Origin of the sequence: Corallococcus exiguus (assembly GCF_009909105.1) — a bacterium.
In the GTDB taxonomy this organism is placed as follows: domain Bacteria; phylum Myxococcota; class Myxococcia; order Myxococcales; family Myxococcaceae; genus Corallococcus; species Corallococcus exiguus.
Window position 1 is genome coordinate 380523 of the sequence record NZ_JAAAPK010000002.1, and the last position, 12609, is coordinate 393131.

Below are 12609 nucleotides of genomic sequence, written 5' to 3' on the forward strand. Positions count from 1 at the left end.
CGCGCTGGTTGTTCGAAATGCGCTCCAGTCTGGAACACCGCGCACCGGAGTGGAGCGAGTGTCCGCGCCAGTCCGGTGCGGTGCGGAGCCGTTCCAGGGCGAGCGGTGACGGCATGGGGCTCGCAATGACTCGCGGCTGAACCCCACTCCCGCGAGCAGGTGTGCCATGCCGTCCGCCCCCAGCACCGAAGCCATCCAGCGCATCTCCCTGAAGAACCGCGAGTACGCATACATCGAGGACGCCAACCGCGGCGTCGTGCTGATGGAGGTGGGCCCGCGCGTGCTGACGCTCGAAGCGCACCTGACGCTCGTGGCGAAGGAGCGGATGGTGGAGCTGGGCGCCGGCAGCTGGTGCGTGGTGCGCAACCCCGTGGTGCGTGTGGACGGCCAGGTGGCGCTGGACGACTTCGGCCAGGCCCGCGTCGCGGTGGGCGACCGCGAGGTCCGCGTGGGCCCGAAGGTGTTCCCGCTGTACCCCGGCGAGGAGCTGGAGGGCGACATCGTCCCGGAATACGTCCTGGGCGTGTCGGAGGCGCTGCGTCTGCGCGCGCTCACCGCCTTCACGGACACCCACGTCCCGGACGCTCCCCGCCGCCGTGAAGCGGGTGACGAGTGGCTGGTGCGCGGCCCCGGCCGCTACGTGCCCGGCGAGTCCGTCACCGTCGTGTCGCTGGAGAAGGCCCGCGTCCTCAAGGAGACCGAGTACTGCGTCATCCTCAATCCCGTGGACCGCGCCACCGGCCGCGTCCAGGAGGGCCGCCGCAAGGTCGTCTCCGGTCCGGATGTCTTCTTCCTCGAACCCGGCGAGGCGCTGGAAGGGGACGTGCGCCGCAAGCATGTCCTGTCGGAGCTGCAGGGCCTGAAGCTCCAGGCCCTGGACGACCTCTCCGAGAACGAGGGTGGCGAACCGCGCGCACGCAAGGCCGGTGACACGTGGATCGTCCGCGGCCCTCGCACCTACGTGCCCAGCGAGAAGGTCCTCATCCACCGGGAGATTGCCGCGCTGTCATTGGGGCAGGGGGAAGGCCTGTACGTGCGCGACCTGCGCTCGGGCAAGGTGTCGCTCGTCCAAGGGCCTTGCCAGTTCATGCCGGAGGCACACCAGGAACTGCACGAGAAGCGCCTGTCCCCGGACGCGGAGGCCCTGCTGGGCCTCACTCCGCCGCTGCCGCTCGCGGAGGCGAAGGACGCCCGCGCGCCACGGCCCACAAGCGCGACGGAGAAGGGGGACCGCACTCGCGCCATCGTGCTGCGCATCGAGGACAACACGGCGGTCCTCATCAACGACTTCGAGTCCAATCACGCGCGCGTGGAGTTCGGCCCCGCGAAGGTGATGTTGCGTCCGTACGAGGACGTCACCGTCCTGGATTTGTCCGGCAGCACGCCCAAGCGCCCGCGTCAGCTCAAGGTGCTGATGCTGCGGCTGGGGCCGGACTTCGCCACGGACCTCTTCGAGGTGGCCACTCGCGACCACGCGCGGCTGCGCATCAAGCTTTCGTACAAATGGCAGTTCGACGTGCAGGGGGACCCGGAGAAGGACAAGGCCATCTTCCGGGTGAACGACTTCATCGGGTACGTGTGTGAGAACCTCGCGTCGCGCATCCGCCAGGTCGCCGCGGAGAACGAGTTCGAGACCTTCCACAAGAACGCCAGCGTGCTCATCCGCCGCACCATCTTCGGCATGGATGACGCGGGCCGCGCTCGCAAGGACCGCCTCTTCTCCGAGAACCAGCTGCGCATCATCGACATCGACATCAAGGACATCGCCCCCGTCGATGAGAAGACGGCCCTGAAGCTGCGCGAGGCCATCGACACCAACATCCAGATCCAGCTGGACGCCTCACGCCAGGAGGCCCAGGCCGCCGCGGAGCTCAAGCGCATCCGCAGCGAGGAGGAGAAGCAGCTCGCGGACATCGCCAGCCACCGCAAGTCGGAGGCGGAGCGCCAATCCCTCATCGAATTGCAGAACCGCAACCACCAGCTGGAGACGCTCAGCCGCGCCAAGGTGGAGGCGGAGGCCCAGCTGGAGCGCGCCCGCGTGGAGAGCGAAGAGGCCCTGGCCCGCGCCGAGTCCGACGCCCGCGCCTCGCGCATCCGCTCCGAAGCGGAGATCGAGCGCGAACGGCTCACCACCCAGGTGGCCCTGGATCGCCAGCAGCGCCTCAATGACCTGGAGGTGGAGCGCCAGTCGCGCCTCGCGGAAGTGGAAGCCGGCCAATTCCGTCAGCGCGTGGAGTCCCTGGGGGGAGGGGAGAACTTCGTGAAGGCCGTGGCCGCGCAGGCCCAGGCCGCCGTCGTCGGAGGCCTGGACAAGGTCGTCTTCCTCCCCAGCGGCTCCAACCTCAACCTCTTCGACGCCATGCAGGGACTCCTGGGGCCCGGCGGACAACCCCGCCTGTCCGCCCACAACGCCCCGAAGCCGCCCGGCGACACTTCGGCCTGAAAATGGGCCGTCGATATTGAAAATGAGAATCGTTATCGAATAGAGATCGTCCCCATCGAACGGCGGCGGGTCTCCGCGGCGAAAGGTGACGACGATGAGCAACCCCGAAGGGGCGGTCCGGAAGCGCGGTGCACGGTGGTTCGGCATGGGGGCCCTGGCGGCCCTCGCGCTGGCCGTGGTGGCGCCGGGATGCAGCAGCGACGAGTGCGTGGATGCGTTCGACTGCCGCGATGAGGGCGCGGCCCCCGCGGGCAAGGCATGGACCTGCAACGCGGACAAGAAGTGCGAGCAGCGCACCCTGACGCCGACCGAAGAGCCTGAGACGGACGCGGGCACCACCACTGACGCCGGGACGACCCCCGACGCGGGCACCACCACCGACGCGGGCACGGGCGGCGAGACGGACGCGGGCACGGAGACCGACGCGGGCACGCCTCCCGCGGATGGCGGCGCGGAGCTGTGCCGCAACGCCGTGGCCTGCACGGAGCAGAGCATCGACAAGCTCCGGCTCCGCACGGTCGGCTCCGACGGCGGCGTGATTGAAGAGGGCACGACGGCGGGCGAGCACCTCACGTACCTGGATGGCCGCGGGGGTGGCACGGCGGTGCCGGACTCGTACACCTACGCGCGCTTCACGGCGACGGGCCTGGAGAAGGTCTACATCGATGATCAGTCCTCGCTGGATTCGACCGCGTGGGACGTCGCGGTGCGCCGGTACGTCGTCCGCTTCAACAGCGGCGTGTCCGGCCCGTCGTGCGTGACCGTGGCGCAGACGGCGGACGGCACGACGTTCGAGTCGGTGACCTCCGTGCCCACGGATGCGCAGTTCGTTGCGGAGAACTACTACACGCCCGACACCTGCACGTTCACCGGGGACTCGTTTGGCCTTCAGAGCCCGGCGACCCAGACCCTCTCGTACTGGGACTACGCTTCCTGCCTGCAGATGACGAACAAGGTCTACCTGGTCCAGCTGGCGGACGGCCGTCACGTGAAGCTGCAGGTCAAGGACTTCTATGAGCCCGCGATCCAGGAGGAGTGCAACACGACGGGCAAGGTGAGCTCGACGGCCAGCTCAGGGTCGATCCGCCTGCGGTGGTCCTTCCTGCCGTGATGACCCTCGGGGTTCCCACGCTGCTCCTGCTGCTGGCCGGCGCGGGAACCCCGCGTGGCCTCCCGCACGAGCGGGAGGCCGTACAGAAGCTGGTCGCCGAGTCCGGGCGGCCCACCTCGCCTGGCGCGCCATCGCCGCGCTACGAGCCCGAGGACACGGTGGAGTCCGTCGTGTCTCCGGGCGGGCGCTTCCGCATCCACTTCACCCGCCAGGGCACCCACGCCGTGCCGCCAGCGGACGCGGATGGCAGCGGCGTGCCCGACTTCGTGGAGCTCGTCGGGCGCACCTACGAACGCGTGGCGACGTTCTACGTGGACCTGGGCTTCCGCCTGCCGCCCGACGACACGAATCCGGCCGGGGACGACGGCGGCGACGGCCGCTTCGACGTGTACCTGGTGGACTTCGCGAGGATTGGCGACGGCGCCTTCCGGCAGGAGACCTGCCTGGAGGGCGTCACGCGCTGCACCGGCTTCATGCTCCAGGAGAACGACTTCACGGGCTACAACTACCCGTCCGACGCAGAGGCCGTGGAGATCCTGGCCAGCCACGAGTTCTTCCACGCGGTGCAGGCCGCCTACCGGCCTGACCTGGGCGGCGTCGCCTCCGAGGGCACCGCCGTCTGGGCCACCGAGCGCTTCGAGCCCGCGCTCGACGACCTGGAGCACTTCACCCGCGGCTACATGCTGACTCCGGACAGCACGCTGGTGCTGGACCCCGCGGGGCCCGGCGTGACCTTCATCTACGGCGCGGGGCTCTTCTTCCAGTTCGTGGGCGAGCGCTACGGTGACGGCGCGCTCGTCGCGCTGCTGGAGGAGTCCGTGCGCCAGCCGGAGGCCCGCTGGCCGGTGCTGCTGGACACCTGTCTGCGCCGCGACTTCGCCTCCAGCTTCGACGCGGCCTTCGCCCAATTCGCCACCTGGAACCTGGGCACCGGCCCGCGCGCGACGCCGGGGTTCGGCTACGCGCGAGGGGAGGGCTATGCACCGGTGGCGAAGACGGCGGCGGAGCTCCCCACCACGATCGACCGCGTGCGCGTCGCGGCGGCGGCCTCGCGGATCTTCGAGGTCCCCGGCGGCGCTTCCTTCGTGGGCGCCTCGTTCGAGCCCGAGCCGGGCATCGACCCGGCCACGGTGCACCTGGTCGTCGCGGCCGTCACGGATGACGCCGTGCTGCGGGTGGCGACCGTGGACGGGCCGGACGCCCTGCGCGCCCAGGTGGCCGCGGATGACGCCACGCGCGTGATGGTGGCGGTCGTGGATGGCCGGATGGAAGGCCTGGGTCGCTATGGCCGCCTGTGCATCGCTGCCACTGGCCAGTCCGCGTCCTGCGCGCCCCTCGAGTCGACGGATGCCGGAACCGACGCTGGGACCCCCGATGCCGGCGCGGACGCGGGCACCGCCGATGCGGGGACCGTGGACGCGGGCAGGCCCGTGGATCCCATCGATGATCCGCGCACGCCCTCGGATGACGGTGGCTGCCAGGCCGCGGGTGGCCCCCTGTCCGGTGCGCTCGTCGCGCTGCTGCTCGGCGGGGGCCTGCGGGCCCGGCGGCGTTCACGGGCGCGTTAGCGCTCGAACTCGTCGCACCCCGTCTCCTGCTTGGACGGGAAGGCGGACTTCTTCTCCTGGCGCACGTAGTCGTGGCTCTGGGAGAAGAGGTCCGGGCTGCTCACGGTCACGGTGCCCTTCGCGGCGTCGGCCGTCTTCCACTGGAGCGCCTCCGGCTTGCCGTCCGCGGCCGTGAGCCCCAGCACCCAGGCCCCGGCGCCCTTGCCGGCCTCCACGGACGTCACCTTCATCGTCGTGGCCTCCTGGCCCAGCTGCACCTCCACCTCGCCCGTCGCGGGCTTGACGGTGAAGCTGCGCGTCGCGGCCGAGCAGGGCTTGAGCACCACGAAGCCCTTGCCCTGACGCGTCAGCTCCACCCACGTCCCCGCGAACGGCTGGAGTTTGTCCGCGGCCACGGGAGCCTTCGCGGCCGTGGGCGCGCCTTCCGCCGCACAGTCCAGGTCCTCGCGCTTGAGCAGCCCCGCCGTGGCCTTCTGGGGCCCCTGGAAGCGCGCGGCGAGGAAGTCCGGCTCCACCGGGTCGACGTAGGCCTCCACCGCGTCCCCGGACACCACGAACGCCTTGCGCGGCGTGTTGGCCGCGTCAGAAGCGTGGAAGCCCGCCTTGGACACCTTCACCTTGCAGATGCTCAGCGGCTTGGAGGTGCTCCGGGCGAACGTGTCCTTGCCTGAGTAGCCGGCGCCGCAACAGGACGGTGACGGACCCGACTCCAGGACGAATTGCTTGGGATTGACGCGCAGCGTCCAGGCGTCTTCCTCACCCGCCTGATGAAGTGACCAATTCGTGGCTGTCTTCTTCTGGACGACCAGGGCGCAATCGCAGGTGCCCGCGCTGCTGCCCTGCGGGAACGAGCCCGAGAAGTGCACGAGCGTCTCGTTGCTGCCCTCGACGATGGCGAGCGTCCCGCTCTTGTTCGAATAGACCCCCGTGAGTCCCTCGGATCCCTGAGCCGAGGCGTCCGGGACCGCGCCTGTGACGCAAATGGCAAACGGCAATGCCAAACTTTTGAATTCCGGTTGGATCCTGGACATCGGACTGGTCCTCATGGGCAGGTTCTTCAGCCTCAGCGGATCGATCCGCTGAAACTGAAGCTGCTGGAATCACTGGTTTCACACGATTGTGACTGGGAATGCGAAACTGATCGCATTGCCTTTCGATAATCCGGGCAATCCAAGCACGTCCGCGGCGCCTTTGGTCGCGGCCAGACATCGAGGGGTCTTCTCCGTGACCGTCTCCAACATCCGCGTCAATTCGGGCGACACGCTTTCCGGCCTCGCGAAGCGCTACAACACGACCGTTGACGCGCTGGCCAAGGCGAACAACATCAAGGATCCGAACAAGATCCTGGCCGGCCAGACGCTGAAGGTGCAGGACGGCTTCGACACGAAGGGCACCAACAAGTCGAGCGCGGGGACGAAGACGTCGGGCGACAGCTTCACGCAGTCCACGGACGGCGCGAAGGCGACCACGCCCGCCGCGAACACGAACTCCAGCAGCGCGACCAACGGGGAGTTGGGTGGGCTGAGCCGCAAGTACGAGGCTCGCGGCCCCGGCACCGTGTCCACGGGCAAGGGTGACAAGGGCGGCGTGTCCTACGGCTCCTACCAGTTCGCCTCCGCGAACGGGTCCGCGCAGTCGTTCGTCAACTCGCTGAAGAAGACGAACCCGGAGTTCCACAAGGCGCTGTCGGGCAGCAAGCCGGGCACTGCGGAGTTCTCCGCCGCGTGGAAGCAGCTGGCCGCGAAGGACCCGAAGGGCTTCGACAAGGCGCAGCACGACTACATCAAGACCACGCACTACGACGCGGGCGCCGCCAACATCAAGAAGGCGACGGGCATCGACCTGGACAAGCGCTCCGCTGCGCTGCGGGACGTGGCCTGGTCCACCTCCGTGCAGCACGGCCCGGGCAAGGCGGACGACATCTTCAAGAAGGCGCTCAACGGGCGCGACCCCGCGAAGGTGAGCGACGAGCAGCTCATCAAGGACATCTACGCCGAGCGCGGCCGCACCAACGCCAGCGGCACCCTGGTGCACTTCTCCGGCAGCTCCAAGGACGTGCAGAAGGGCGTGGCCAACCGATTCAAGTCGGAGGCGAAGGACGCCCTCGCGATGCTGAAGCAGGAGAAGTCGGGCACCACGACCAAGCCGGCCAACACCAACACGGGCGTGGTTCCCCCGTCCGTGAACAACGGTTCGAAGCCGGGCACCACGGAAGGCAAGCCCACGACGCAGGGCACGAACACCTCCAAGCCCACCACGGAGGCGGCCCCCGCGAACACGGAGCAGGTGGCCCCGTCCAAGGACAAGCCGGCGGTGCACGTGAAGGTGCCGTACTACAGCCAGTTCGAGAACGGCCACGGCTACACCGCGAGCGACACGGCGTGCTTCAAGGCCGCGACGGCGATGGCGCGTGACTCCGGCGCGACCGTGCTGGGCCCGGACCGCCGCATTCAGGTGGGCAAGAGCGAGAACGGCGTCGGCGCGCTCAACGTGGACTCGAAGAAGGCCGCCGAGGGCCGCAGCTACATCGACAAGCAGCTGGAGGCCGGCAAGCCGGTGGTCGTGGGCGTGAGCCACAAGGACGCGAGCTACAACGCGGACGGCCTCACGGACCACTTCGTGACCATCACGGGCCGCGGCGTCGACGACAAGGGCCGCACCTACTACACGTTCCACGACCCGGGCACGAAGAACGCCAGCACGGGCAAGGACACGAACCCGAACAACCGCTTCTACGTGGATGACAAGACCGGGAACATGTACCGCCCCGGCAAGGCCGCGAACGGCTACGTGACCGAGCGCCACTACGACGTGGCCATGGTGCGCATCAACAAGTAGCCCCGGCGGCGAAAGCCCCGGAAGTGATTCGGCCCGGCGACCTCGTGAAGAGGTCGACCGGGCCGTTGTGCGTCATCCGTCTGGGATTCGAAGCGCCGGGCCCTACGCCTGCGCCGCCTCGCGCCGCGCGGGCACCTCGCCGCGCAGCTCCGCGACCTCTGCGCGCAGGAGCCAGTCGGTGGGGAAGTCCGTGGACGCGCGGGCGATCTGCTCCAGCCGCTCGGAGGCCAGCTGTCCCGTCTCGCGGATGCGGCGCACCTCCGTGTAGAGGGCGGCCAGCGACGGGGGCAGGGCCTGCGCCTTGCGCTCGCGCGCCTGGGCCTCGCCGTCGCCCGCGGTGAAGGCGTCCATCTCTCCGAACCACTCGTCCCACGTGCCCGGGTCGGCGGGGCCGCCCGCCACGGACGGCAGCCGCTCCGTCAGGTACAGGCGCGCCATGGACGGCAGCGTCAGCTCCTGGCCGGCCAGCGTGCCGCGCAGGGCAATCACCTCTCCGCCGCCCACCGCGAAGCCCTCCAGCACCAGCCCGCTGTCGAGCGTGAGCGTGAAGCTCCCGCGCTCCGGAAGGGTGCCCTGGCCAAAGGCGACCAGCGCCGCGCCGCTGAACGGCTTGTCCAGGGCGTGCCCGTTCATGGACGTGAGGATGGGGCCCTCCAGCCGGGCCAGCGCGGTGGACAGGCCCGGGGCCACGTCCTTCGCGGCGGGCAGCAGCTCCACCACCTTGCCCGTCACCTCGCGGCCGTCCGCGAGCACCAGGTGGTTGACCGTGCGCGCGCGCAGCGCCTCGTTGAGGCCCAGGTCTCCGCCGCGCTTCCACGCGAGCGTGGACTCGAACTCGGCCAGGACTTCGAAGAGGTGCTCGAAGTCGCGCGCCACGAAGAGCTGCGGCTGCATGCGGGTGATGTCGTAGTCCGTGTCCGCGCACGCCACGCCCAGGGGCAGCTTGTGCACGGCGGACGTCAGGCAGTGCCGGGCCTCGCCGATGCTGGACAGCAGGCCCGCGCCGTAGATGCGCGGGTGCTTCAGGTCGCCAATCAGCCCGTACTCCGCGGTCCACCAGTACAGGCGGCTCGCGCGGGTGCTCTCGCTGATGTAGCGGTGGCTGGCGTTGGCGGCCTCCAGGCGGGCCTGGGCGTGGGCGATCTCCTCCTCCGTCGCGGTGGGGTCCTCCTTCACCACGGAGAGGTTGCGGATGGCCTCGAAGACGGCCTGGTCCTCCACGCTGGCGATGGCCTTGAAGCCCACCAGCCCCACGGCCTTGAGGTACTGGGCATAGCGCGCGTTCGCGATGATGGGCGCGTGGCCCGCGCTCTCATGGACGATGTCCGGCGCGGGCGTGTACTGGATGTGCTCGTGCGTGCGGATGTCCGCCGCGATGGCCAGCACGCCCAGCGCCTGCAGCTCCGTGAAGACGGCCGGCGGGATGAAGCCGCGCACCGCCACGCAGGACCAGCCCAGCGTGGACAGCTTCTCGTTCATCTCGTCCAGGCTGGGGATGGCCTCCGCGCCAATGCCCGTGGCCTCCAGGCCCTCCAGGTAGACGGGGTGCGCCTTGTCGCTCAGGTGCTCGCGCAGCTGCCCCAGGATGTGCCGCCACACCGCCTGATCCCGGGGCGTGTACGCCGCGTAGTCCTGGCCCACCACGTAGCGGCGCAGGTGGGCGGGAAGGCGGGCAATGGTCCGTTCCGTGGGCGTCATCGCGAGCGGCTCCTTCAGGAGATGCAGGACTCCTGAAGAATACGCACCCCACTGCAAGACGGAAATCCGGCAGAATTCGACGTCTTCGTCGGATTATCGTCGTTTATTCAGGCGGCGACGCACCCCGTCGAGGATGGCCTGGACGGCGGGGCTGAGGCCTCCGGAGGGCCAGACGGCTACCACCTCCACGACCTGGGGCTCCAGTTCGCGCAGGGGCCAGACGTGGAGATCCGCGGGGAACGGCTGGGTGGGGCGCACGTCCGGGGCGATGGTGCAGGCCTTGTACGCGCGAAGCAGCTCGTAGAGGTGGAGGAAGCTCTCCACCCGGCCGACCTCGGTGACGGAGACGCCGTGCGCTGCGAAGCGCGCGCTGTTGGCTCCGCCGTAGGGGTCGTCCCGCAACCAGTCCACGAAGCGCTGACCCTGGAGGTCCTTCACATCCAGGGTGCGGCGGGAGGCGTGCGCCTTCGCGAGCGGGGAGTCGGGCCCCGCGATGACCGCGAAGGACATGCGCAGCAGGGACTCGGTGTCCACGCCCTCGTGCGGAGGCAGGGGGGTGAAGTCGAGCGCCAGGTCCTGCTGCCGCGTCTGCACCTGCCGCATGAGCTCGTGCGAACCGCCGAAGCCCACCACCAGCTTGAGGTCGGCGGCGGCGGCGTCCTGCGCGATGCCGCCCAGCAGCGACATGGACAGCGTGGGGTTGAGGCCCAGGCGCAGGGTGGGCTCCACGCGGGCCAGGTCCATCAGCCGCTTCACGTCCAGCTGGTGCAGCGGCGTCTGGGTGCCCGCGTAGAGGCGCTCTCCACGCGCGGACAGTTGCAGGCGCCGGCCAGGCCCCCGCTCCAGCAGGGCGGCGCCATCCGCGAGCGCTTCCTCCAGGGCGCGGATGTGCTCGCTCACGACGGAGCGGGCGACGCCCAGGTGCTCCGCGGCGGCGTCGATGCTGCCTGCCTCCACGGCGGCGGTGAAGGACTCGAGCCAGACCAGATGTCGCTGGAGCTTGCGCGGGGGCATGGGGCCAAGACGCGCTAGAGGAAGAAGTCGGGCAGCAGCTCCGCGCCGGGAACGGACTGGTACTTGTCCAGGTTGGTGACGCCGGCGGCGCGCAGCACTTCATCGTCGATGCAGAAGTTGCCGGTGAAGGAGCGGCTGGGCTTGGTGAGGATGGTGTAGGCGGCGTCGGCCATGATCTCCGGCGTGCGGCTGCCCTTGATGGTGTCGTCGCCGCCCAGCAGGTTCTGCACGGCGGCGGTGGCGATGACGGTGCGGGGCCACAGCGTGTTGACGGCAATGCCGTCGTCCTTGAGCTCCTCCGCCATGCCCAGCGCGCACAGGCTCATGCCGTACTTCGCGATGGTGTAGGCCACGTGGGGGCCGAACCAGCGCGGCTCCATGTTGAGCGGCGGCGAGTTGTTGAGGATGTGCGGGTTGGAGGACTTCTTGAGGTACGGGATGCACGCCTGCGAGCACGCGAAGGTGCCGCGCGTGTTGATGCCGTGCATCAGGTCGAAGCGCTTGAGCGGCGTCTCCAGGGTGCCGGTGAGACTGATGGCGCTGGCGTTGTTCACCAGGATGTCGATGCCGCCGAAGGTCTCCACGGCCTTGGCGACGGCGGCGTGGATCTGCGCCTCGTCGCGGATGTCCACCACGCAGGGGAGGGCCTTGCCGCCGGCCTCTTCAATCTCCTTCGCCGCCGTGTAGATGGTGCCGGGCAGCTTGGGGTGCGGGTCCGTGGTTTTCGCCGCGATGACGATGTTGGCGCCGTCGCGGGCCGCGCGCAGCGCGATGGCCTTGCCGATGCCGCGGCTGGCGCCGGTGATGAAGAGGGTCTTGCCTTGGAGGTTGGACATGGGCCGCATCCTGACCCACTCCACCGCCGCGTGCATCTGGAAGACACCCGGTGGACCGGGGCCGCGAGGAGCCCCGGTCCCCGGACTGTCGGTTACTGCGTGATGCAGGTGACCGTTTCGAGCATGGTCACATTGGAGTTGCCGGTGGTGCCCCAGTTGCCCACGCCGTTCGTGCCCACGACGAATGAGTAGGCGGAGCCTCGGATGGCGGTGGTGAAGCTGCTCGCGTCGACGTGGTTGAGATCCTGGCAGAAGCGGCGGGCGGTAGCCGCCGGGGTGCTGTAGTTGCCGGACGGGAAGTTGGGCTGGACGGTGCCGATCTGGTAGCCGTTGACCTTCGGCGTCGTGTACGTGAGCACCGTCGCGTCGAAGCAGGTGATGGTCTCCAGCATGGTCACGTTGGAATTGCCGGTGGTGCCCCAGTTGCCCACGCCGTTCGTGCCCACGACGAATGAGTAGGCGGAGCCACGGATGGCGGTGGTGAAGCTGCTCGCGCCGGTGTGGCCCTGGTCCTGGCAGAAGCGGCGGGCGGTATCGGCGGCGCTGCTGAAGTTCCCGGTGGGCTGGTTGGGGAGGTACGTGCCAATCTGATAGCCATTGACCGCGGGAGTCGTGTAGGTGACGCCCGAGTTGGAGGTGAAGCAGGTGACGGTCTCCAGCATGGTCACGTTGGAATTGCCGGTGGTGCCCCAGTTGCCCACGCCATTCGTACCCACGATGAACGAGAAGGCGGAGCCACGGATGGCGGTGGTGAAGCTTTGCGCGCCGCTGTGGCCCTGGTCCTGACAGAAGCGGCGGGCGGTGTCGGCGGCGCTGCTGAAGTTCCCGGTGGGCTGGTTGGGGAGGTACGTGCCAATCTGATAGCCATTGACCGTGGGCGTCACATAGGTCTGGTAGGTGTCAGCGCTGGCCGACGACGCGAAGCCCACGACGAAAAACAGGGACACGAAGAGGGAGAGAAGACCGCTGCTGCGACGAAACATGTTTTTCCTCGGCTTGTAGCTGAAACGGGGGGAGCAGGACCGTAGCGGCTCGCGGGGTTGAAATCACTGATTCACGGATTGGAGACATTTCAAGAATGCTGTGGGTGCGAGCCGAGAC

The 12609-nt window shown here is 69.1% G+C and carries 9 protein-coding genes; 4 read left to right on the forward strand and 5 right to left on the reverse strand.

What is annotated here, in order from left to right; translation table 11 throughout:
• Window positions 1–166: 166 nt before the first annotated feature.
• From GTZ93_RS08045 to GTZ93_RS08055, 3 genes are all read left to right on the forward strand, one after another.
• On the forward strand, window positions 167–2443 hold the full coding sequence (locus tag GTZ93_RS08045; protein ID WP_139915442.1) for a hypothetical protein: 2277 nt from the start codon (window positions 167–169) through the stop codon (window positions 2441–2443).
• A gap of 94 nt (window positions 2444–2537) precedes the next feature.
• Window positions 2538–3554, forward strand: a complete 1017-nt coding sequence (locus GTZ93_RS08050; RefSeq protein WP_139915441.1) for an HmuY family protein — start codon at window positions 2538–2540, stop codon at window positions 3552–3554.
• Complete coding sequence (locus tag GTZ93_RS08055) at window positions 3554–5122, forward strand: MXAN_6640 family putative metalloprotease (RefSeq protein ID WP_139915440.1); 1569 nt, start codon at window positions 3554–3556, stop codon at window positions 5120–5122. The genes GTZ93_RS08050 and GTZ93_RS08055 overlap by 1 nt, the downstream gene beginning before the upstream one ends.
• Here GTZ93_RS08055 and GTZ93_RS08060 read toward each other — a convergent pair.
• On the reverse strand, window positions 5119–6117 hold the full coding sequence (locus GTZ93_RS08060; protein ID WP_257978946.1) for a hypothetical protein: 999 nt from the start codon (window positions 6115–6117) through the stop codon (window positions 5119–5121). The two genes, GTZ93_RS08055 and GTZ93_RS08060, sit on opposite strands and share 4 nt — an antisense overlap.
• 229 nt (window positions 6118–6346) lie before the next feature.
• Between GTZ93_RS08060 and GTZ93_RS08065 the strand changes: the two genes are divergently transcribed.
• Entirely contained in the window at window positions 6347–7960 is a 1614-nt protein-coding gene (locus GTZ93_RS08065) for a LysM peptidoglycan-binding domain-containing protein (RefSeq protein WP_121753553.1), read from the forward strand.
• 102 nt (window positions 7961–8062) lie between these two features.
• Here GTZ93_RS08065 and GTZ93_RS08070 read toward each other — a convergent pair whose 3' ends face one another.
• The 4 genes from GTZ93_RS08070 to GTZ93_RS08085 all read right to left on the reverse strand — a co-directional run bounded on the left by GTZ93_RS08070 (window position 8063) and on the right by GTZ93_RS08085 (window position 12491).
• On the reverse strand, window positions 8063–9658 hold the full coding sequence (locus GTZ93_RS08070) for an aromatic amino acid hydroxylase (protein WP_139915438.1): 1596 nt from the start codon (window positions 9656–9658) through the stop codon (window positions 8063–8065).
• A 93-nt stretch (window positions 9659–9751) separates the two neighbouring features.
• Window positions 9752–10672 (reverse strand): LysR family transcriptional regulator, encoded by a 921-nt coding sequence (locus tag GTZ93_RS08075; protein WP_139915437.1) that lies wholly within the window; start codon window positions 10670–10672, stop codon window positions 9752–9754.
• A 14-nt stretch (window positions 10673–10686) separates the two neighbouring features.
• Window positions 10687–11508 (reverse strand): SDR family oxidoreductase, encoded by an 822-nt coding sequence (locus GTZ93_RS08080; protein WP_120576627.1) that lies wholly within the window; start codon window positions 11506–11508, stop codon window positions 10687–10689.
• Window positions 11509–11600: 92 nt separating this feature from the next.
• Window positions 11601–12491 carry a hypothetical protein gene (locus GTZ93_RS08085; RefSeq protein ID WP_139915436.1) on the reverse strand — a complete coding sequence of 297 codons (891 nt, stop codon included), beginning with the start codon at window positions 12489–12491 and terminating at the stop codon, window positions 11601–11603.
• Window positions 12492–12609: the final 118 nt, after the last annotated feature.